At 74.1% G+C, this 21,649-nt stretch carries 18 protein-coding genes; 5 read left to right on the forward strand and 13 right to left on the reverse strand.

From position 1 onward, the window contains the following. Positions 1–36: 36 nt before the first annotated feature. The 3 genes from FGE12_RS05175 to FGE12_RS30845 all read left to right on the forward strand — a co-directional run bounded on the left by FGE12_RS05175 (position 37) and on the right by FGE12_RS30845 (position 5,420). Complete coding sequence (locus FGE12_RS05175; RefSeq protein ID WP_228530579.1) at positions 37–2,541, forward strand: exo-alpha-sialidase; 2,505 nt, start codon at positions 37–39, stop codon at positions 2,539–2,541. An 86-nt stretch (positions 2,542–2,627) separates the two neighbouring features. After that, the gene (locus FGE12_RS05180) at positions 2,628–3,398 is read left to right on the forward strand and encodes a methyltransferase domain-containing protein (protein ID WP_194797600.1); all 771 of its coding nucleotides are present in this window, start codon (positions 2,628–2,630) and stop codon (positions 3,396–3,398) included. Between the two features lie 150 nt (positions 3,399–3,548). Next, complete coding sequence (locus FGE12_RS30845; RefSeq protein ID WP_153865130.1) at positions 3,549–5,420, forward strand: VCBS repeat-containing protein; 1,872 nt, start codon at positions 3,549–3,551, stop codon at positions 5,418–5,420. A 257-nt stretch (positions 5,421–5,677) separates the two neighbouring features. Here the strand turns inward: FGE12_RS30845 and FGE12_RS05190 are convergent, their stop codons facing one another. The 6 genes from FGE12_RS05190 to FGE12_RS05215 form a co-directional block, all read right to left on the reverse strand. Continuing rightward, positions 5,678–6,139, reverse strand: a complete 462-nt coding sequence (locus tag FGE12_RS05190; protein WP_194797601.1) for a GNAT family N-acetyltransferase — start codon at positions 6,137–6,139, stop codon at positions 5,678–5,680. Positions 6,140–6,350: 211 nt separating this feature from the next. Beyond that, entirely contained in the window at positions 6,351–8,741 is a 2,391-nt protein-coding gene (locus FGE12_RS05195; RefSeq protein ID WP_153865131.1) for a putative metal-binding motif-containing protein, read from the reverse strand. Positions 8,742–8,848: 107 nt separating this feature from the next. After that, entirely contained in the window at positions 8,849–9,478 is a 630-nt protein-coding gene (locus tag FGE12_RS05200; protein ID WP_153865132.1) for a YiiX/YebB-like N1pC/P60 family cysteine hydrolase, read from the reverse strand. A gap of 98 nt (positions 9,479–9,576) precedes the next feature. After that, a complete protein-coding gene (gene thpR, locus FGE12_RS05205) occupies positions 9,577–10,134 on the reverse strand; it encodes an RNA 2',3'-cyclic phosphodiesterase (protein WP_153865133.1) in 558 nt (185 codons plus the stop codon). Further along, on the reverse strand, positions 10,131–10,649 hold the full coding sequence (locus tag FGE12_RS05210; protein WP_153865134.1) for a metal-dependent hydrolase: 519 nt from the start codon (positions 10,647–10,649) through the stop codon (positions 10,131–10,133). The genes thpR and FGE12_RS05210 overlap by 4 nt, the downstream gene beginning before the upstream one ends. A gap of 45 nt (positions 10,650–10,694) precedes the next feature. Further along, positions 10,695–11,594: a LysR family transcriptional regulator gene (locus tag FGE12_RS05215; protein WP_153865135.1), complete on the reverse strand. Its 900-nt coding sequence runs from the start codon at positions 11,592–11,594 to the stop codon at positions 10,695–10,697. A 118-nt stretch (positions 11,595–11,712) separates the two neighbouring features. Here FGE12_RS05215 and FGE12_RS05220 point away from each other — a divergent pair, with 118 nt between their 5' ends. Continuing rightward, positions 11,713–13,188, forward strand: coding sequence for an MFS transporter (locus FGE12_RS05220; protein WP_228530580.1), 1,476 nt, complete (start codon positions 11,713–11,715; stop codon positions 13,186–13,188). Here the strand turns inward: FGE12_RS05220 and proS are convergent. The 3 genes from proS to FGE12_RS05235 all read right to left on the reverse strand — a co-directional run bounded on the left by proS (position 13,185) and on the right by FGE12_RS05235 (position 16,093). After that, the gene (proS, locus tag FGE12_RS05225) at positions 13,185–14,630 is read right to left on the reverse strand and encodes a proline--tRNA ligase (protein ID WP_370458898.1); all 1,446 of its coding nucleotides are present in this window, start codon (positions 14,628–14,630) and stop codon (positions 13,185–13,187) included. The two genes, FGE12_RS05220 and proS, sit on opposite strands and share 4 nt — an antisense overlap. 63 nt (positions 14,631–14,693) lie before the next feature. After that, positions 14,694–15,434, reverse strand: a complete 741-nt coding sequence (locus FGE12_RS05230) for a hypothetical protein (RefSeq protein WP_153865137.1) — start codon at positions 15,432–15,434, stop codon at positions 14,694–14,696. Positions 15,435–15,439: 5 nt separating this feature from the next. Beyond that, positions 15,440–16,093 carry a hypothetical protein gene (locus FGE12_RS05235; RefSeq protein ID WP_153865138.1) on the reverse strand — a complete coding sequence of 218 codons (654 nt, stop codon included), beginning with the start codon at positions 16,091–16,093 and terminating at the stop codon, positions 15,440–15,442. Positions 16,094–16,196: 103 nt separating this feature from the next. On the opposite strand from FGE12_RS05235, the gene FGE12_RS05240 reads away from it, so the two are divergent. Then, a complete protein-coding gene (locus tag FGE12_RS05240; RefSeq protein ID WP_153865139.1) occupies positions 16,197–18,083 on the forward strand; it encodes a hypothetical protein in 1,887 nt (628 codons plus the stop codon). Here FGE12_RS05240 and FGE12_RS05245 read toward each other — a convergent pair. The 4 genes from FGE12_RS05245 to FGE12_RS05260 form a co-directional block, all read right to left on the reverse strand. Then, complete coding sequence (locus FGE12_RS05245; protein WP_153865140.1) at positions 18,070–18,948, reverse strand: alpha-ketoglutarate-dependent dioxygenase AlkB; 879 nt, start codon at positions 18,946–18,948, stop codon at positions 18,070–18,072. The two genes, FGE12_RS05240 and FGE12_RS05245, sit on opposite strands and share 14 nt — an antisense overlap. A gap of 39 nt (positions 18,949–18,987) precedes the next feature. Further along, positions 18,988–19,386, reverse strand: a complete 399-nt coding sequence (locus tag FGE12_RS05250) for a response regulator transcription factor (RefSeq protein ID WP_153865141.1) — start codon at positions 19,384–19,386, stop codon at positions 18,988–18,990. Between the two features lie 359 nt (positions 19,387–19,745). Further along, on the reverse strand, positions 19,746–21,131 hold the full coding sequence (locus tag FGE12_RS05255; protein WP_153865142.1) for a sigma-54 dependent transcriptional regulator: 1,386 nt from the start codon (positions 21,129–21,131) through the stop codon (positions 19,746–19,748). Positions 21,132–21,222: 91 nt separating this feature from the next. Further along, positions 21,223–21,648 carry a hypothetical protein gene (locus FGE12_RS05260; protein ID WP_153865143.1) on the reverse strand — a complete coding sequence of 142 codons (426 nt, stop codon included), beginning with the start codon at positions 21,646–21,648 and terminating at the stop codon, positions 21,223–21,225. Position 21,649: the final 1 nt, after the last annotated feature.

Raw genomic sequence — 21,649 nt, forward strand, 5'->3', positions numbered from 1 at the left:
GGGGCAGGGGTTCGGCGCCCGGAGGGGGCAGGACACATGACGGGGTTGATGGCGGGGCTGGTGGCCACGATGCTGGCCGCCTCGACGCCGCTGGTGCCGGTGGGCGGCGGCAACGCGCTGACGCTGCCGGCGCACCGGCACCTGGTGCGGCTGGAGCTGGGCAACGGCCGGTCGGCGGTGCTCTTCGCGCTGCAGCAGGAGGGCGCGGGCGGGCGGGGGCTCTCCTTCTACCGCTCGGACGACGGCGCCCGCACCTTCCGCTTCCTCGCTCCCATCCAGCCGGACGCGAGCCATACCGACCGCGCGGACCTGGTGGCGGTGGGCCCGGACGTGGCGCTCGTCTACAGCTACGAGGGGCCCAGCCTGGCCAACTCGGATCGCCACGACGTGTACTTCCAGTGGTGGCGCTACGACGCCGCCCAGGACACCTGGGTGCCGCGCCCCGCGGTGCGGGTGTTCGACGCGAGCGCGAGCCAGGCCTACTCGCGCGCCGAGCTCGCGCGCGACTCGCAGGGCCGGCTGTGGGTGCAGGCCTTCCGGCTCGAGGCGGACGGCGGCAGCACCGCGGTGCTCTCCGTCTCCACGGACGGGGGCGCGAGCTTTCTGCGCCAGGCGGACCTGGGGCGCACGAAGCGGCGCGGCGGCGGGCGCCTGCTCAGCCTCGGCTCGCGGATGATCTTCCTCTGGGCGATGCACGACGGCTTCGAGCCCACGCGCATGCGGCTGCGCAACGACTCGGACCCGGTGGGCAGCTGGGGCCCGCAGCAGGACGCCTTCAGCGACGGCATCTACCACGGCGCCGCCCTGAGCGCGGTGGCGGACGGGCGCGGCGGCATGCACCTCGTCTACAAGGACGAGAGCGAGCGGCTGCAGTACCGCTCCTTCAACGGCAGCAGCTTCGGCGCGCGCACCCAGGTGGACAGCTACAGCGACTGGGCGCTGCAGCCGGCCGTCACCCGCGTGGGCGACGAGCTCTTCATCTTCTTCAACTCCCCGCGCGCGGTGGGCACCAACTACCAGTTCCAGGTGCGCACCCTGCGCAACGGCGCGCTCGGGCCCGTCACCACGCTGGACTCGGCGGCCGTCTTCAAGGGCTACCCCAACGCCATCGACGTGCTGCCCACCAGCGTGGGCGAGGTGCCCGCCTTCTTCGGCTACGGCGCGGAAGGGGGCACCGTGAACCGCGTCGCCCAGCCGCGCACGCCCACCGGCGGTGAGCCACCTCCGACCGATGGCGGCACGCCCGATGCCGGCACGCCGACGACGGACGCGGGCACGCCGGGCGGCGGCGCCACGCCTCCGCTCTCGGGCAGCCTGCTATTCGCGGACGACTTCGGCCGCACGGCGTCCGACCTCGGCGCGCAGTGGAGCCAGGTGGCCGGCGCGTGGCTCACCAACGGCAGCGTCGCGGGCAGCGACCGCGACGCGGCGAACCTCGCGCTCGCCCCCGCCTCGGCCTGCCGCGACTGCGAGGTGGAGGCGCGGATGCAGAGCTTCGGCGTCTCCGAGGTCGGCCTCGCCCTGCGGGCCCAGGGGGCCTCGCGCTACGGCGCCGTCCTGCGCACCGACGGGCGCGTGGAGCTGCGCCGCTACACGAGCACCACCGCCTTCACCGTGCTCGGCTCTGCCGCGAGCGGGCTCTCCAGCGCGAGCGAGGCCTTCACCCTGAAGCTCTCCGCGCAGGGCGCAGGCCCCGTGCAGCTCACCGTCAGCGTCAACGGCACCTCGCGCCTCGCCCTCACCGACGCGAGCAGCAGCGCGCTCGGGGCCGCGGGCAGCGCGGGCCTCGCCACGCTGCGCGCCGGCATCTGGTTCGATGCCTTCCGGGTGCGCGCCCTCGAGGGCGCGGCGCCCGCGCCGGACGCGGGGACGCCGCTGCCCGATGCCGGGACGCCCGATGCAGGCACGCCGCCGGATGCCGGGACGTCCGATGCGGGAGGCTCGCTGGATGCGGGAACGCCGCCTCCCGATGCCGGCACCGCGGATGCGGGCACGCCGCCCGCGGGGAGCCTCGTGTTCGCGGACGACTTCGGGCGCAGCGCGAGCAGCCTGGGAGCGCAGTGGAGCCAGGTGGGGATGTGGCTGACGAACGGGAGCGTCGCGGGCAGCGACCTCGACGGCGACGACGTGGCGCTCGCCACCCCGTCCACCTGCGGCGACTGCGAGGTGGAGGCGCGGATGCAGGGCTTCGGCGTGCCCGAGCTGGGCCTCGTGCTGCGCGCGCAGGGCAGCGCCCGCTACCAGGCGGTGCTGCGCAGCAGCGGGCAGCTCGAGCTGCGGCGCTACCAGGGCAGCACCTTCACCGTGCTCGCCACGGGCGCGAGCGGCCTCGCGGACCCCAAGGCGCCCTTCACACTCGCCCTCTCGGCGCGCGGCGACGAGAGCGTCGCGCTCGGCGTCAGCGTGAACGGCGTCGTGCGCCTGAGCGCCACGGACGCGAGCAGCGCGGCCCTGCGCGGCCCCGGCACCGCGGGGCTCGCCACCCGCAGCGCGGGCGTGTGGTTCGACGCCTTCCGCGTGCGCACGCTCGCGCCTCCCTGAGTGGGCGCGCTCGCGGCTTGCCGGCCGCGCGCTCGCGGCGCTAGGGAGAGGGGGCACCCCGAGCGGTGCAGAGAGGCAGGCCCTCCGTGTGGAACCCCACGCAGTACGAGCGCTTCCGCGAGGCGCGGCGCCGTCCCTTCTTCGAGCTGCTCGCCCGCGTCGAGCACGCGGCGCCCCGGCAGGTGGTGGACCTGGGCTGCGGCACCGGAGACCTCACGCGCACGCTCACCGAGCGCTGGCCCGAGGCGCAGGTGCTCGGCGTGGACGGCTCGGAGGCGATGGTCGAGCGCGCAGGTGAGCAGGCCCTGCCCGGGCGGCTGCGCTTCGCGCTCGGAGACCTCGCCACGTGGACACCCGCGCGGCCGCGCAGCGTGGACGTGCTCGTCACCAACGCGGCGCTGCACTGGGTGCCGGACCATGGCCCCCTGCTCGCGCGGCTCGCGGAGCACCTCGCGCCCGGAGGGGTGCTGGCGATGCAGGTGCCGGCCAACTTCGAGGCGCCCTCGCACCGCCTCGTGGAGGCGCTGAAGGCGGACCCGCGCTTCGCGCCTGCGCTGCACGGCGTGGCGAGCGGCCGGGTGGAGCCGCTCGCCTGGTACGAGGCGCGGCTCGCCGTGCTGGGCGCGCGCGTGGACGCCTGGGACACCACCTACCTCCAGGTGCTGCCCGGCGAGGACGCGGTGCTCGAGTGGCTGCTGGGCACCACGCTGCGCCCCGTGCTCGGCGCGCTGGGGGAGGAGGGGGGCCGCGCCTTCGTCGAGGCGCTGCGCCCGCGGCTGCGCGAGGCCTACCCGCCCGCGCCCCGCGGCACGCCCTTTCCCTTCACGCGCCGCTTCGCCGTGGCGCACTTCCCCTGAGCGCGGGCGTTCCGGGCCGCCTCCAGGAGCGGGTGCCGGGCAATACACAGCGTGCGCCCCAGCGGAAGGTGTCCCACAGTGCAGAGGGGCGTGCGCGTCTGGTACCTTCCCGCGTTCATTTCACGCCCCGTCCGGGCCCCAGGAGCCGCCGTGCGCACGACCCTGCTCAAGCTCTGCACCCTTCCCCTGTTGCTCTCGCTGGGATGCGCGAGCACGACCGCGGACGGTGGCGTCGACGAGGGAGGCGTGGACCCTGGCGGCACCGGCGTGGACGCCTCGGTGGCCGGGGTGTGGAACCGCTTCGGCAGCGAGTATGGCCTCCAGACGGACGTGGCGTACGGCAGCATCGCGGGCGAGGTCACCGAGCGCGTGTTCATGTGCGAGCTGCCCCCGTCGCCCACCGCTGGGCTCTACAAGGGTCGGCTGGTGAGCGCGCACCGCATCCAGTGGGACGCCGAGCACGGCCTGCCCGACTACGAGGTGGTGTTCGAGGGCAGCACGATGCACTTCCTGCCGCAGAACGGCACCAACACCTTCCTCGGCAACTACAAGCGCGGCACCTGGACGGCCGGGGCGTGCGAGCTGAAGATGGAGGGCGGCAAGCTGGTGGACGCCTCGCGCACCGGCTACGTCTACGCGCCCTCCAACTCCAGCGCCAACCCCCGGGTGATCAGCATCAAGGCGGGCGGGGTGACCCTGCCCGTGAAGGCCTCGGTGGAGGGCGCCTGCAACACCGCGCCGAAGATCCCGGGCAGCGCGGGCACCGCCGACATCCCGGTGGTCATCACCCTCAGCGGCACGGGCGTGGATGGCTCCTACACGCACACCGTGAACACGGTCCTCTCCCCCTCGCGCCTCACCCAGCCCTGCAACCGGCTCGTCGTGATGATTGGCTGCGGCGCGCTCGAGGCCTGCGTCGACGTGGACAACAGCCCTCCGCCCCCGGACCCGGCCGCCGGGCTCTCGTGCAACACGGGCGCGCTCGGCAGCAGCTTCGACCTCGCGGCGACCACCTTCCCGAGGAACGTGGTGGTGGCGGACCTCAACGGCGACGGCCGCCCGGACGTGGCGGGCATCGGGGGCTACGGCGTCAGCGTGTGGCTCAACCAGGGCGGCGGCGCCTTTGCCCCGGAGGTCGTGTACGCGCTGAGCTTCGGCCGGGAGCTCGCCGCCGCGGACGTCAACGGTGACGGCCGGGTGGACCTGGTGGGCACCGGGCGGGACACTTCCGCGCGGGCCGCCGTGGGCGTGCTGCTGAACCGGGGGAGCGGCGCCTTCAACGCGCCGGTGCTCTACACCGTCGGCGACAGCAGCGGCGGAGAGCCGCCGCGCCGGCTCATCGCGACGGACCGCACGGGCGATGGCCGGCCGGACCTCGTCATGCTGCGCAACTCGGATAACGCGTATCCGGATGGCGCGCTCACCCTGATGACCAACAGCGGCTCGGGCACCTTCAGCGTCTCGGCGAACGTCACCGGGCCCGGGCTCTACGACCTGGACGCGGCCGACCTCAACGCAGACGGCAAGGCGGACGTGGTGGTCAGCACGGGGCAGGGGGTCGGCGTCTACCTCACGCAGGCCAACGGCGCGCTGGGCGCGCGCGTGGACTCCGGCAGCCCCACCGTGAGCCTCGTGCGCATCGCGGACGTGAACGGGGACGGCAAGCCGGACGTGGTCGCTCCCACGTCGGACACGACGCAGGTGCTGCTGAACCCGGGCACCGGCGTCTTCGGTGCGGCGAAGCTCACCTCGCAGTCCTTCGCGGCCCAGAACATGGTCGCCGCGGACGTGAACGGGGACGCCAAGCCGGACCTCGTGGGCTTCCTGCCGGGTCAGCCCGGCAGCATCCTGATCTCGCTCGGGCGAGGCGATGGGAGCTTCGCAGGGGTCACCGTCTACGGCTCGACGACCACCAGCGCCGCGGGGCTCGCGGTGGCGGACCTGACCGGAGACGGCAAGCGCGACGTGGTGGTGACCACCGACCCGAACGGCGTGGCGGTCATCACCAACGCCTGTCCGTAGCCTGCGCAGGCGCGCCCCCAAGGGCGCCAACTGCGTCGCCTCGCCCACGTGAACGAGGATGGTCCGGACGCCGGTGGATTCGTCAGGTACGCCAGCACCCGGCGCTCGCCACCGCAGCGTGTGCGGGAGGCCGGTGGGCTCAGCCTGCGTTGGGAAGGTCGACGTTCGCCTGCAGCGTCTCCTCGCGGGAACCCTGGCCGGCGGGCTTTCGCTGGACAGGGAGGCGAGGAGGTGTGGGCCTCCGTGCAGCGGATGCGTCACAGGAGCTGCTGGTACACGATGAAGCCGCTTCGCGTGGCGACCTGGTCGTAGAGGGCCCGGGCGGTGGCGTTGGTCTCGTGCGTCTGCCAGTACAGCCGGCGGCACCCGAGCCTCGCGGCTTCGTCGTGGACCGCCTGAATCAACGCCCGCGCCACGCCCTTTCCCCGGGCCGCCGGCGCCGTGAACAGGTCCTGCAGGTAGCAGCTGGGGACGAGCTGGAGGGTGCTGCGGTGCAGCAGCGCGTGAGCGAGCCCCAGCAGCGACCCCGACGCCTCTGCCACCCAGGCGAGCATGGGCTCGTAGGGGTCGAAGAAGCGCGACCAGGTGGTGCGCGTGACCTCCATCGGCAGCGCGGTCGTGCCCTCCCTCCCGTAAAAGGCGTTGTACCCATCCCAGAGGGCCTTCCAGGCCTCGAAGTCGTCCGGCGACGCCCGGCGGATGATCAGGTCGTTCGTCACGAGGTGCTCCCTTCGGCCACGACGTTGCGGAGCGCAGCGTTTCCACGAGGAGTCCGGGAGGGGAACCCGGCGAGGTTCTCGCGCACCGCTCTCCCTGCCTTGCTGCCTCCGTCCCGCCTGCCCTGGGCGGGACGCTCCAGGGCGAGGCCGACAGCACACCTGGGCGCGACCGGCCCGGGCGAGGGGGACGGCCTCCGGGCTGTCCAGCGCCTCAGGGCCAGTGCGCGATCCAACCGTCCTCGCCCACCACCCAGAGGTTCTCGGGGCTCGTGCCGGCGAGGTCGCGCAGCCTCACGCCCGACAGCGGGGCGCCCACCTGGCGCCAGGTGCTGCCGTCGAACTGGAACACGCGGCTCTGCTGCGGCGTCGCGCCGCTCGCGGGCGTATAGGCCACCGCGTAGAGCGCGTTGCGACCGAAGGCCACCAGCGCCACGAGGTCGCCCTCGCTCGCGCTCGCCAGCGGCCCTGCGACCTGCACCGTGCTCGCCCCGTCGAAGCGCATCACCGTGTTGGCGTCGCCGACGGCGTACGCGAGCTTCGGGTGCAGGGCCCACACCGCGCGCAGCAGCTGGTCACCCTGGTCGGTGCCGTTGCCCACCGGGGCGAAGAAGTTGTTCACCGTGTCGAACTGATAGATGCGCCCCTTCGTCCCGGGCGTGCCTCCGACTGCCAGGAGGTTCGAGCGCGCCGTTCCGTGGACGTCGTAGAGCGGGAAGGTGTGGTCCTTCGTGGTGGCATTGTTGCCGTTCTCGGCGCCGTCCCAGACGACCGAGCGGCCCGGCAGAGCGTTCTGGCCGGTCGGCACGGGCCGCACCTCGCCCACCGCGTACACGTCCTGGCCGCCCGTCTTCGGAATGCCGAAGATGCCGCGGGAGTAGCTCGAGGACTGGCCCCAGCTGCCGCTGTTACAGGTGCCCTGCGCGATGTTGTAGACGCCCAGGCGCAGCTCGCCTCCGAGGAAGAGCTTGCCGCTCGAGGCATCCGCCCACACGCCCTGCCACTCGCCCACGCAGCTCTGCGCGGTGGGGCCGAAGCTCGAAGCGCCCGGCACGCGCAGCAGCACCTGGCTGCCCTGGCCGGCCACCGCGACGCCCCCGTTGCCGAAGAGGCTCACCGAGTACCACTGGGCCGTCGTCCCGCCGGCGGACTCGCGCTGCCAGGGGTCGGTGTCCGCGCGGCAGGCGAGCTGCTCGTCGACGCTGCCGTTGCAGTTGTTGTCCTTGTGGTCGCACAGCTCGGGGGCGCCGGGCTTCACGAAGGGGTCGCCGTCGTCACAGTCGTCGTTGCTCGTGACGAAGTCCGGCCCGAGGCACTCGTTCACCGCCGCCACGCCCGCCTTGCCGCGCGTGTCGCGGTCATCGTCCGGATAGGCGGGCACCTTCGCCGTCCCGACGCACTGGGTGCCCGTCTTCGCGGCGTTGCAGGCGAGCTTGCCGGCGCAGGGCTGCCCGCCCACGTTGCACGAGGCCCCCAGGTTGAAGCCCTCGTCCACGACGCCGTCGCAGGTGTTGTCCTTGCCGTCGCAGAGCTCGCCCGTGGTCTGCTTCTTCACCGTGGCGTCGCCGTCGTCGCAGTCGGTGTTGTTCGCCACCCAGCCGGCCGTCTCGTTCGCGCAGCGCGGCTCCGCGGCGGCCCTGCTGCTGCCCTGGCCGTCGCCGTCCGCGTCCGGGTAGAGCATGACGGGCGTGGCGGCGTTGCAGGCGGCCGTGCCGTCCGCGAGGCAGGCGCGTGCGCCCGCGCAGCTCTTGCCGTTCACCACCGCGCTCGTGCATGCGGCGCCGACGTTGAAGCCCTCGTCCTTCGCGCCGTCGCAGTTGTTGTCCACGCCGTCGCAGCGCTCGGCCGCGTTGGGGTTCACCTTGTTGTTGCCGTCGTTGCAGTCCAGCGCGTTGGCCACGTAGCCCGCCGGCTGCAGGCAGGCCGTCTTGCCCGGCGCGGTGCTCGAGCCGAAGCCGTCCCCGTCCGTGTCCGGGCGCCACTGGCCCTGCGTCTCGGTGCAGCTGCGCGTGCCGTCCGCCGCGCACGCCCACGCGCTCTGGCAGCCCGCGGCCGTGGTGCACAGCTGCCCCACGCTGAAGCCCTCGTCGCGCTGCCCGTCGCAGTTGTTGTCCACGCCATCACAGCGCTCGGTGCCGTCCGGAGAGACATTGGCCGCGTCGTCGCGGCAGTCGCTGCCGCCGCTCGCCGCCTCCACGTAGCCGTCGCCGTCCGCGTCGCGCGCGCTGAGCGCGAGCGTGAGCTGCGTCACCTGGCCCTCCACCACCGCGGCCTGGCCATCGGTCCTCGCCACCGCCGTGCCCACGCAGCCCTCGCGCTCAAAGGCCTCCACGCGCAGCTGCAGGGTGCTGCCCCAGCTCGGGTCGCGGAACACGGCGAGCTTCACCTCGCCGCCCGTCGCCTCGCCCTTGCCCGCCACGTCCGTGCTGTGCGCGGGGGCGCCCTGGCCCGCCGCATCCACGGCGCTCACCCGCAGGCAGCGCGGGCGGAAGCCGGAGTAGGCCACCGTGAGGCTCACTGCGCCCTCGCGCGGAGGGGTGGAGGAGCAGGCCGCGAGCAGGAACAGGCAGACGGCCGGGAGGACGCGCGAGCGGGGAGCGTGCACGCTCCCAACGCTCGGCCGGCCGCCCCTCCCGAGTCAAGACGGCGACCCCATTTCGCAACGGCCCGCAGCCGCATGCCGGCATCTTTGCAATGCGGGAGGAATGCACCTCAGGGCGCGTAGTCGCTGTAGACGCGCTGCAGCGCAGGATCTGCCGCGAGGCTCGCCGGCGTGACGAGCTCGAGCCCGAGCGGCACCGTCCCGCCGTAGCGCTCGCGCAGCGCGGGGCCGAGCGCGCGCAGGTCCAGGCGCTCAAGCCGCTCGCGCTGGCCCAGCGTGAGCCCCGCGCCGCGCGCGTAGGCCTTGTGCACCAGCTCCGAGCAGTACAGCGCCTCGTCACCCCAGCCGAAGCGCGCGTCGTAGGGCTTGCCCAGGTGGCGGCGCGCCTCGCGCAGCACCGCCTCGCGCGCCTGCGGGGCGAGCCCCGGGTGGCGCAGCACGAGGAGCCGGCCCCCCTCGCCCCGCGCGCGCCAGCGCTCGAAGGGCGTGCGCTGCACCGGCTGCACCGCCTCGAGCACGAAGGTGCCCTGCGCCGTCACCTCCACCAGCCCCACGTGCGAGAGCGGGCTGTGCGTCGCCGCCTGGATGGCCGCGCTCTGGCGCGAGCGCGAGGTCTGGAACACGAGGTCGCCGCTCTGCAGCGGTGGCAGTGCCGCCGGGCGCGGCTGGCAGGCCGCGGCGTGGGCGGTGAGACACGCGAGCAGCAGCAAGGCGCGGAGCGGGAAGAGGGGAGAGGACATGCCGGCGGGGCAGTGCAGGCCGGGTGCCAGCGGCGCTCATCCCTCACCCCTACCCTCTCCCAGGGGAAGAGGGGACGGTTTCGCTCGACTGCACTCCACTACGGCGAGGGGCCGGTGAGCGGCGCCTCGACGAGGCGGTGGTAGGCGCCCGCGCGGCTCTCGAAGAGCACGAGCTGGTCCACGCCGGCCTCGCCCCAGTCCTCGCCCGCGAGCGCCTCCACGCACGCCGTGAGGGCGGCGTCTCCGCGCGGGTCCTTCGCGCGCGCGAGCGTCAGGTGTGCCGTGTACGGGCGCGACTCCGGCGTGAAGCCCAGCGGCGTGAGCGCACGCGCCACGTCCGCCTGCAGCGCGCCCAGCGCCGCGGTGTCCCCGCACACGTCCGCCCAGAGCACGCGCGGGCGTGCGTGGGAGCCGAAGCTGCCGCCTCCCGCCGCGCTGAGGCGGAAGGGCGCGTGGCGCGCGGCCACCTCGCGCAGCGCGGCCTCCAGCGCCGGCACGCGCTCGGGTGGGGTCTCGCCGAGGAAGGCGAGCGTGAGGTGCAGCCCCTCGAGCCGCGCCCAGCGCGCGCGCGGCGCGAGCGCCCGCAGCCGCGCCACCGCGGCCTCCGCGCGCGAGGTGACCTGCTCGCCCAGCGTCACCGCGACGAAGAGCCTCATGCCGCACGGCTCCGGCGCGGCCACAGCGCGTAGAGGAAGAAGGGCAGGAACAGCAGCGTCTCCACGAGCAGCACGTACAGCCCGCGCGCCGAGAGCATGCCTGCACCGATGGGCGCCACCGGCAGCGGGCGCAGCGGCGCGAAGAAGCGTGCGTTGCTCGCGGGCCACAGCAGCGCCGCGCCGAGGCCTCCGTCGGTGAGCGTGTCCAGCAGCCCATGGCTCGCCACCGCGACGAAGGTGAAGAGCCCGGCGCGGGCCGCACCCGGCGCGCGCAGCAGGCGCACGAGCAGCGCCGCGAGCAGCCCGAGCAGGGCGGCGAGCGCGAGCGAGTGGCTCGCGCCGCGGTGGCCCCAGGGGGCCGCGTAGGGGATGCCCAGCCGGAAGGCGACCACGTCCGCATCCGGCAGCAGCGCGAGCGCGCCCAGCAGCGCGAGCGGGACGAGGCCGCCGCGCGCGCGCCCCGTGTAGCGCCGCCCCAGTGCCATCCCCACCGCCACGTGCCCGATGCTCGCCATGCTCCGGAAGGTTAGACCCCGCGAGGCCGGAGGACCACGCCGCGCTCACCTCGCTGCTGGGCTGCAGACCTGGCGGACGAGGCCCCGCAGCCAGCGGTGCGCGGGGTCCGCGTCCTGGCGCGGATGCCAGAGCAGGGAGACGTGGAGCTCGGGCACCGGGAAGGGCAGCGGGAAGCCGAACATCCCCGTCCGCAGGCTCGCGGTGTGGCGCTCTGGAACGGTGGCGACGAGGTCGCCCCCGCGCGCGAGCGCGAGCGCGGCCGAGAAGCCGCCCACCACCGCGACGATGCGGCGCTCCAGGCCGAGCGCCGCGAGCGCCTCGTCCACCGGCCCCCTGTCCCGCCCGCGCCGCGAGAAGTGGACGTGCCGGCCGCCCGCGTAGCGCGCAGGGCTCACCCGGCCCCGGCTGAGCGGATGTCCCTTGCGCACCACGCCGATGAAGCGGTCCCGGAACAGGCCCTGCGCACGGAGCTCCGGTCCCATGTCCTGCCCCACGACTCCCGTCTCCAGGTCGATGCTCCCGTCGCGCAGCGGCGTGCTGTCCTTGTCCACCTTCGGCACGAAGCGCAGCCGCACCCCGGGCGCCTCCGTCTGCACGCGTGTGAGCAGCCGCGGGCCGAAGCTCTCCACGAAGCCCTCGCTCGTGCGCAGCGTGAAGGTGCGCACCAGCCGCGAGAGGTCCAGCTCCTGCGCGGGCCGCAGCAGCGCCTGGGCGTCCTGCACCAGCGGGCCCACCCGCTCGCGCAGCTCGAGCGCGCGCGGCGTGGGGACGAGCCCGCGGCCCGCCCGCACCAGGAGTGGGTCACCCGTCACCTCCCGCAGCCGCGCGAGCGCACGGCTCATCGCGGAGGGACTGAGGCGCAGGCGCCGCGCCGCGCGCGCGACGCTGCCCTCGGTGAGCAGCACGTCCAGGGTCACCAGCAGGTTGAGGTCCGGCGTCGGCATGCCCTCCATATATGGCGTCAAACGCACGGATACAGTGCAAATGCTGCACGTTCCGCCATGTCTCCCCGGCGCCTAGCTTTCCTCCAGCTCCACTTCGGGAGCCGTGAGGAGCCGCCGCATGGTGTCGCAAGAGATTCGAGAGAGTCGCGGGGTGGGGCAGGGCGCTGCGCTGCGCGGGGCGCTGGCCAGCCTCTCGCTGAGCATGCTGATGCCCTCGCTCGACACGAGCATCGCCAACGTGGGGCTGCCCACCCTGGCCCAGGCCTTCGGCGCGTCCTTCCAGGCGGTGCAGTGGATCGTCCTCGCCTACCTCCTCGCGCTCACCGCGCTCATCGTCAGCGCCGGGCGGCTGGGGGACCTCTTCGGCCGCAAGCGGCTGCTGCTCTGCGGCATCGGCCTGTTCACCGCGGCCTCGCTGCTGTGCGGCGTGGCGCCCTCGCTCGGGGTGCTCGTGGCCGCCCGCGCGGCGCAGGGGCTGGGCGCGGCGCTGATGATGGCGCTCACGCTCGCGCTGGTCTCGGAGACCGTTCCCCGGGAGAGCACCGGCAGCGCGATGGGGCTGCTCGGCACGGTGTCCGCCGTGGGTACCGCGCTCGGCCCCTCGCTCGGGGGCGTGCTCATCGCGGGGCTGGGCTGGCGGATGATCTTCCTCGTCAACGTGCCCCTGGGCCTGCTCAACCTCGCGCTCGCGCAGCGCACGCTTCCTCAGGACCGCGCGGTGGCGCGGCGCACGCAAGCCGGCTTCGACGCGCGGGGCACGCTGCTGCTCGCGCTGACGCTCGCGGCGTACGCCCTGGCGATGACGCTCGGGCACGGCCACCCGGGCCCGCGCAACGCTGCGCTGCTCGGGGCTGCGGCGCTCGGGGGGCTGCTCTTCGTGCGCTCCCAGCGCAGCGCGCCCTCGCCCCTGCTGCGGCTCGCGATGCTGCGAGACGCGGCGCTGGGCGCGGGGCTCGCGATGAGCGGGCTCGTCTCCACGGTGATGATGGCGACGCTGGTGGTGGGGCCCTTCTACCTCTCGCTCGGGCTCGGGCTCGATGCGGCCCGCGTGGGGCTGGTGATGTCCGCGGGCCCGCTCGTGGCGGCGCTCGCGGGCGTGCCGGTGGGCCGCCTCGTGGATCGCCTCGGCACCGCGCGGATGACGCAAGTGGGGCTGGGCGGCATGTGCGCGGGGCTGCTCGCGCTCGCGACGGCGCCGGGCGTGTTCGGCGTCGCGGGCTACCTCGGCTCCGTCGTGGTCGTCACCGCGCACTACGCGCTGTTCCAGGCCGCCAACAACACCCGCGTCCTGGGCGCCGCCGGGCCGGAGCAGCGGGGCGTGGTGTCCGGGATGCTCGGGCTCGCGCGCAACCTCGGGCTCGTCACCGGTGCGGCCGTGCTGGGGGCGGTGTTCGCGCTCGCCTCCGGCACCGCGGAGCTCGCGGCGGCGCGCCCCGAGGCCGTGGCGGCGGGCATGCGCACCACGTTCCTCGTCGCCGCGGGGCTGGTGCTCGCGGCGCTCGGGATGGCGCGGCGGCGGGGGGAGGGCGGGGAGGCGCGGTGGAGGCGCGCTTCCCTCACCCCGACCCTCTCCCAGCGGGAGAGGGAGGACTAGTAGGCCTTGGAGAAGATGATGCGGCCCGGGCTGGGCTGGCCGCACACCGCGCACTTGCCCGGCTCCTGCTTCAGGTCGAAGGGGCGGTTGCGCGTGGTGACGGCGAGGTCCTGCTTCGCCTTCGCCTCGCACGCGGGCGAGGTGCACCAGTGGGCGAGCATGAAGCCGTCCTCGGCGCGCTTCGTCATCTCCTCGTAGGAGTTGACCTCGAAGGTGTGCGCGTCGCGGAAGGCGCGCGCCTTCTGCAGCAGCTCCGTCTGCATCGTCTCGAGCGTGGCCTGCACGCGGGCGACCACCTGGTCGAGCGGGACGAAGTCCTTGGCGCGCGTGTCGCGGCGGGCGAGCACGCAGGTGCCCTTCTCCAGGTCCTTGGGCCCCAGCTCCAGGCGCACGCACACGCCGGCGAGCTCGTGCTCGGCGTACTTCCAGCCCGGCCCCTTGCTCTCGTCGTCGTCCACGAGGACGCTGAGTCCCGCCTTGCGCAGGTCCGCGGCGATGCCCGTCACCTTCTCCATCACGGCGGGCTTCGCCTCGGCGGCCTTGCCGAAGATGGGGATGATCACCACGTGCGTGGGCGCGAGGCGCGGCGGCACCACGAGGCCCGCGTCATCCGAGTGGGTCATGATCAGCCCGCCGATGAGGCGCGTGCTGACGCCCCACGAGGTCTGCCACACGTGGTGCTGCTTGCCGTCGCGGCCCTGGAAGGTGGTGTCGAAGGCCTTGGCGAAGTTCTGCCCCAGGTTGTGGCTGGTGCCGGCCTGCAGCGCCTTCTTGTCCTGCATCATCGCTTCGATGGAGTAGGTGCGCAGCGCGCCCGCGAAGCGCTCGGTGTCGCTCTTCTGGCCGGTGAAGACCGGCATCGCCATGTAGTCCTCGGCGAACTGGCGGTACACCTCGAGCATCTGCCGCGTCTCGCGCTCGGCGTCCTCCTCGGTCTCGTGGCAGGTGTGGCCCTCCTGCCAGAGGAACTCGGTGGTGCGCAGGAAGAGGCGGGTGCGCATCTCCCAGCGCATCACGTTGGCCCACTGGTTGAGCAGCATCGGCAGGTCGCGGTAGCTCTGGATCCACTTCGCGAAGCTGCGGTTGATGATGGTCTCGCTGGTGGGGCGGATGACGTAGGGCTCCTCCAGCTTGGCGCCGCCCGCGTGGGTGACGACCGCGAGCTGGGGGCTGAAGCCCTCCACGTGCTCGGCCTCCTTCTTCAGGTAGCTCTCGGGGATGAGCAGCGGGAAGTAGGCGTTCTTGTGCCCGGTGTCCTTGAACATCTTGTCCAGGACGCGCTGCATGTTCTCCCAGATGGCGTAGCCATTGGGGCGGATGACCATGCAGCCCTTGACGTCCGAGTAGTCCGCCAGCTTCGACTTGAGGACCACGTCGACGTACCACTCGGAAAAGCCCTTCTCCCGGGGCAGCAGCTTCTCGGCCATGTGTGTTCCCTGAATGCCCCAGTGGGGCGGGTGTGGAAAGGCGCCTTGCGTACGCGGCTTTAGAGGGGGACGCAACCCCTAGAAAGCCCAGCCCACGCGCGCCCCGAAGAGCACCCAGCAGTGCAGCGCCGGGCTCTGCACGGACACGCTGCCCGAGCCCGTGCCCAGGCGCGCCGCGCGCGAGGCGTAGCGGCCGAAGGTCCAGGTGAGCGCGGGGCCGAGGCTGAGCCGGGGCGTGAGCCGGTAGTCCCCGCCGAGGCTGGCCCCCAGCCACTCGAGCCCCGCGTGCTGCGTCTCCACGTCCACCCCGTGGCCGCTGATGCGCACGCTGCTGCGCTCGTAGCCCAGCCCCAGCCCCACCCAGCCGTGCAGCCGGCGGCGCGCCGCCAGGTGGTACTCGCCCGCCAGCCCTGCGCGCAGCCCCTCTGCCCGGCACTTGAGGCCCGCGGGGCAGTAGGTGTGGGTCGAGAGGGGGGCGTACATGAAGTACACCCCTGCGCGCAGCGCCGGCGAGAAGCGGTAGCCCACGTCCAGCTGAGCGGGGACGGCGAAGTCGTACACGTCCGAGAGCGCGCGCCGCTCCGCGCCCCGCTCGAAGCGCCCCAGCGGCACCCCGAGCCCGAGGCGCAGGTTCGCGTAGGCGCCGCGCTCGGGCGGCAGGGGCGGGGCGGAGGGCGCCGCGTCCGGCTCGGACGCTCCGGCGGCCGCCCCCTGCTTCGCGCTCGCCTCGGCCGGGCTCGCGGCCGCGCGCGCACGCGCCGGCGCGAGCAGCAGCAGCGCCGGGAGCAGCGTCAGCAGGGCGGAGGGGACGTGCGACACGCCCTCTAGAATGCGGCCTGCACGCGCGCGCCGAACATCATCCAGCAATGCAGGGCACGGTTCTGGACGCTCTCGCTGCCCTGGCCGTCGCCGATGCGCGCGTGCAGCGTGGAGTACCGGGCGAAGGTCCAGGTGAGGGTGGGGCCCAGCGACCAGTTCGGCGCGAGCCGGTAGTCCGCGCCCCCCTGCAGCGCGAAGAGCTCGAGCCCGGTGTAGCGGCTCTCCACCTCGGTGCCCTTCTGCGTGGTGAGCAGGGCGCTCTGCTCGTAGCCCGCGCTCAGCCCTGCCCACGCATCCGTGCTCATCTCGGGCGTGACGTGGAGCTCGGCGCTCACGCCATAGCGCACGCTGCTCGCGCGGCAGTCCACGCAGAAGGAGCTGGGCTTCACCAGCGCGTAGGAGGCGTAGGCGCCGGCGCGCACGTAGCGGTTGAAGCGGTAGCCCAGGTCCAGCTGCAGCGGCAGCGAGCCGTCGTAGCTGTCGCTCAGGAAGGTCTGGTCCGGCTTCGCGTTGAAGCGCCCGAGCGGGAAGCCGTACGACGCGCGCGCCCCCACGTACACGCCGCGCTCCGGCGGCAGCTGCGAGGGCTCCAGCTGGTCCGCGGCGGCGGGCAGGGCGAGCAGCAGCGAGAGGCACGCGAGGCGGGAAAGGTCGGACATGCAGGGACTCCACGGCAGGGGACGAGGGCCTCGTGTACACTGCGCGGCCCCGCTTCCGGAAGCCCCCCCGGGAGTCCCCCGCAGCACACACCCCCGGTGCCCCGTGTCCCTTCGCTCCCTGCTCCTGTCCGTCCTGCTCGCGGCGCTGTGTGGCTGTGGTGAGACCTCCGAGGACCTGGCGCTGTGTGAGGGCGTGCGCTGCAGCGCGGGCACCTGCCAGGTTCACGACGGCGCGGCCACCTGCGTGTGCAGCGCCTACGAGCAGGCGGCGGGCGTGGTGTGCCAGGACCTGGGCGCGGACCCGGACGAGGGAGACCTGATCCAGACGGCCGAGCCGCTGCTGCCCTCGAGCGAGCCGCACGTGGGGGTGCTGCAGCGCTGCGGGGGGCGGGTGGTCCAGGACGTGGACGTCTACGCCTTCGCCGCCACGGCCGGTCAGGTGTACCACTTCCGCACCACGCTCCAGCCGGGGATGCGGGTGCGGGTGGTCCTGATGGACGCCTCGGGGCGCCTGGTGAAGGAGGGCCACTACCCGATCTTCTCCTGGCCGACCGCGCGGATGGCCTTCCTCGCGCCCGCGACCGGGACCTACTACTTCTCCGTCACCTCGGAGGCCGAGTGCGGGCCGGGCAGCGTGGACGCCGAGTACCGCATCCTCTTCGAGGCGCTGGGCGCGGACGACCACCCGGACGAGGCCGCCGCGGCGACGCCGCTGGTGGCGGGCCCGACGCAGCAGGGCCGCCTGGAGCTGGGCACGGACCGCGACTGGTTCTCCTTCGAGGCCGAGGCAGGCCACGTGTACCGCTTCACCTGCCGCTTCCCCACGGGCGGCTACTGCAGGCTCCGGCTCGTCGATGCGCAGGGGCAGGAGGTGGACGCCGACGGGGGCACGACCAGCCGCGCCGGACTGCCCTCCTTCGTGGCCGTGGAGGCGCCGGGCGCGGGCTCGTACCGCGTGGAGCTGCGCCGCAACGTCGGTGACGACGACGAGGAGGAGCAGTGGGGGACCTACGACTACACGCTCGAGGACCTGGGCCCGGACGACTGCGGCGACACGCCCCAGGGCGCCGCGCCGCTGCCGGGCCTCAGCCAGTGGGTGACGGCGCGCATCGAGCGGGGCCAGGACCAGGACTTCTTCTCCGTGGAGACCGAGCCGGGGCACATCTACCGGGTGCTCGTGCAGAGCCCCGGCTCACTGGGCTGGACGCAGGTGCAGGATGCTTCCGGTGCGCCGCGCAGCGACTCCAGCAAGTCCTTCGCGGGCGGAGGCACGCGCTTCGTGCGCATCGCACCTGACGGCTCCACGGCCGGGGAGCGCCATGCGTTCGGGCTCTTCACCTTCCAGGTCGTGGACCTGGGGCCGGACGACTTCGGAGACTCCCCCGAGACCGCCGCGCCGCTCGCGCTGGGCGACACGGCGGGCCGCTTCGAGCTCTCCGCAGATCGGGACGTCTTCGCCCTCCAGCTGGACCCGGACCGCTACTACCGGATCACCTGCCAGGGCTGCCAGCTGTCCTTGAACACGGGCTCCGCAATGCTGCGGACCGCGCACGACTTCGAGCCCGGCATCACGGATGGCTATGCGCTGTCCGCGGACATGGGCGGCACGGCGTACGCAACGGCCACCCCCTACGGCAGCTCGGACTACGTCCTGCACCTGGAGGACCTGGGGCCGGACGACGTCCCCGACATCGCCGCGCGCGCGCAGTTCATTGCGCTCGGCAGCGAGGTGCGCGGCACCCTCGAGCGGCTGGGAGACCTGGACGTCTTCCTCGTCGAGCTCACGCAGGGCCAGAGCTACACGTTGAGTCTCGACCCCGGGGGATTCTATGCCCGGCTCACGGCTCCGGGCGGCGCAAGCTGGTTCACGAGCACGTCGGGCACGCCCACCTTCACCGCCGCGGAGAGTGGAACCTACGTGCTCTCGGTCTACTCCGAGGCCCCTCCTTTCGCTCCGGGCACGGGCAGCTACCGCTTCACCCTGCGCTAGGCGCCCGCGCGAGCTCTGCGCGGAAGAAGGCGCTGCCCTTCGCGAGCGCCTCCATGTACGGGCGCACGTCCTCCTGCGCCTCCGCGGGCAGCTGGGCGAAGGGCACCACGTGCGCGTCCGGCACGAAGCGGAAGGTGAGGTTGATGCGCCGGGTGCGGAAGTCCGGCAGCTCGGGCGGCAGCGTCAGCCCCTTCTTCGTGTCCACGCGCTGCACGCGGTGGAAGGTCTGCTCCTTCCACTGCGCGCCGCCGAAGAGCTGCAGGGAGCCATCGTCCAGCCACTGCTCGAGCACCACCGCGTCGCGCTCGCCGGGGCGGCTGGAGGTGACGAACTGGATGAGGGCGCGCTCGCCGAAGGAGAGGCTCGCCACGGGGCCGGGCTCGAAGTCCTTGTGCTCGCCCACGCGCGCGGTGTCCACCCAGCGCCCGTCCTCGAGGCGGCTGCCGTAGAAGTTCACGAGGCAGGTGTTGAGGTGCCAGCCGGGGGGCAGGTCGGGGCCGCGGAACATGCGCCGCGCGAGCTGCTCGATCTTCTCCACCTGGCGCCGCAGCACCGCGGGGAAGGGCTCGGCCTTCACGCAGCGGTTGTGAATCCCGCGCGGCGGCCGGTAGTAGTCGAGGCACGCGAACTGCCAGTTGCCCAGCCAGTACACGGGGCGCAGGAGGCGGCGCTGGGTTTGGCCCTCGGGCGGCGGGAAGTGCTTCGAGTAGCGCAGCTCCCACAGCGGGTGCAGGTGCGCGAGGTAGCTCAGGCACTCGGCCTTGTCCGCGGCGGACAGGAAGCTCGCGTTGTAGTGGTGCCCGGGGGTGCGCTGGCGCGCCTTGGCGGCGAGCAGCCCGGCGGGGCGGCGGGGAGGGAAGGCCATGACGCCGCCAGCCCTACCACGCCCGGCGCGGGCGCGCGCTCACTCGGCGCGCACGCTCGGGGCGAGCGCCGGCTCCGGCTCCACCAGCACCAGCGCCGCGCAGGCCACCTGCTCGGCCTCCAGCGGCTTGTCCAGGACGAAGGTGGCCCCCAGCCGCTCCGCCTCGCTGTAGTCGCCCGCCTCGCCGCGCTCGCTCAGCAGGATGAAGGGCGTGCTCCAGCCGATGCGCCGCACCCGCGCGAGCACCTCGAGCCCCGTGCAGCCGGGCATCTGCACCCCGCTGATGATGAGCTCCGGCACCCGCCCGTCGCGCTCGAGGCTGAGGATGATGCTGCGCACGAGCAGCTGCCCGTCCGCGGCCTCCAGCACCTCGTAGCCCTCGCAGCGCAGCGCGGCGGCGAGCGCCCGGCGGAACTCGGGGTCCGCCTCGGCGAGCATCACCCGCGCCCTCGGCCCCCCCCTGCGCCAGCGGCCCCCCGCCGCGGCGCCCCGTCCCCCGCTCCCCGTGTGGTCCGCCTCGAGCTCCACGCGTGTGCCCCCTTCCGGGCTGAGCCCCACCGAGCCTTCGACGGCAGCAGGGCGCGTGCCAGCTGCGCACATCGACTCTGACGCGCCGCGTCCTACTCCGGGAGCCCTGCGGGAGCGGTTCGGCGGGCGGGGGTGGCCGTCCGCTGCCGGACACCCGCGAGGTGGGGCAGCGTGCCCCACTGTCCCGCTTTGCCCCGGGGCGATCGAGTGCTCCGGGCCCCTCCGGGCCGGGGCGCTTTGCACCGTTGCGGCGCGCGGGCGGGTGCGCCCTAGTCCCCGGCGCCGTAGCGCTCGAGCTTGCGGTAGAGCGTCTTGCGGTCCAGGCCGAGGGTGCGCGCGGCGAGGGTGCGGCTGCCGCCCACCGCCTCGAGCACGCGCAGGATGTGGCGGCGCTCGACCTCCTCGAGGGGGACCAGCTCGGTGAGGTCCACCAGCTCGCGGCCGCTGCGCGCGCGCCGGTGGTCGCGGATGCGGGCGGGCAGGTCCTCGAGCTGCACCACGTCCCCCGCGGTGAGGGCCACCGCGCGCTCGATGCAGTTCTGCAGCTCGCGCACGTTGCCGGGCCAGGGGTAGTCCAGCAGGCGCGCCTCCACCGCGGGGGCGAGCGCGCGCACGGGCTTGCCGCTGCGCTGGGCGAAGTCCTCGGTGAAGCGGCGCGCGAGCAGCAGCACGTCCTGGCCGCGCGCGCGCAGGGGCGGCAGCTCGATGCCGATGACGTGGATGCGGAAGTAGAGGTCCTCGCGAAAGCGCCCCTCGTTCACCGCGCTCTCCAGGTCCTGGTTCGTGGCGGCCACCACGCGCGCGTCGAAGGCCACCTCCGCGTCCCCGCCCACCGGGCGCACGCGGCGGCTCTGCAGCGCGCGCAGCAGCTTGGGCTGCAGGGTGAGGGGCAGCTCGCCGATCTCATCCAGGAAGAGGGTGCCGCCGCTCGCCTGCACGAAGAGGCCGGTGCGCGCGCTCTTCGCGTCCGTGAAGGCGCCGCGCGCGTGGCCGAACAGCTCGCTCTCCAGCAGGGCCTCGGGCATGGCGGCGCAGTTGATGGCCACGAAGGGGCCCTCGCGCCGGCGGCTGCGCTCGTGCAGCGCCTGGGCGGCCGCCTCCTTGCCGGTGCCGCTCTCGCCGAGGATGAGCACGCTGGCGTCCGAGTCCGCCACCCGGTCGATGAGCGCGTACGCCTCGCGCAGCGCGGGGCTGTCGCCCAGCACCTCGACCGCGTCGGTGCTCGTGGCCGCGGGCGGCGCGCGCGGCGCCGGGGTGGGCAGGGAGGCGCGGCGGGGGCCCTCGCGCAGCAGCGTGCGGGCGGCGCGCTGCAGGAGCCCCGCGAGCGCCTCCACGTCCAGCGGGCGCAGGAGGAAGTCCCAGGCGCCCGCGCGGATGGCGGCCACGGCCGCGTCGCGGTGGGCGGGCTCCGCGAGCACCACGGCGGGCACCTGCGGGTGGGCGGCGGCCGCGCGCCCGCACAGGTCCACGCCGTCCAGGCCGGGGGTGTCCAGGTCCACCACCAGCGCGTCGAAGGCCTCCTGCGCGAGCAGCGCGAGCGCCTCCTCGGCGCTGCGGGCGCCCACCGGGGTGAAGCCGCGCGGGGCGAGTGCCGCGTCCAGGGCGGGCCCCGCCCCGATGCGCTCGTCCGACACCCGCAGGATGCGTGTGGCCATGCGCCCTCCCGTGCAGGCCCTCTGGCATAGCGCCTCCGGGCGCGCGGGGCGAACCCGCCGCGTCGCGAAGCGTCCGCTGCCGAGCGTCGCCCTACGGGCCGGGTGCGACGCGGTGCAGGGCGAGGAGGCCGCGCGCCGCGTCCAGCGCCTGCTGCAGCGTGCGCGCGCTCTCGCAGATGACGAGCAGGAGCAGCCGCTCGTCCGGCGCGAGGCTCCAGGGCTGCACGATGCACAGCGTGTCCTCGCGCAGGAGGATGAGCTCGCGCCCGGCCGCCTCGCCCTCGCGCCCCACCGCCACGGTGCGCAGCGCGGTGGGCAGCCCGCCCGGGTCCTTCTCGCCGTGCAGCAGCGACTGGGCCACGTTCCAGAGCGCCACCAGCGTCTGCTCGCTCTGGCCCTCGGCGAGCCGGGTCGCCACCAGCGCCCCGTCCGCCTCGCGCAGGAACGCGAGCGCGAGCGCCGCGGGGGCGCGCGCCCCGAGCGTGGCCAGCAGCGCGTCCAGGTCGGGAGCGGGCATG

The organism is Aggregicoccus sp. 17bor-14, from assembly GCF_009659535.1.
In the GTDB taxonomy this organism is placed as follows: Bacteria; Myxococcota; Myxococcia; order Myxococcales; family Myxococcaceae; genus Aggregicoccus.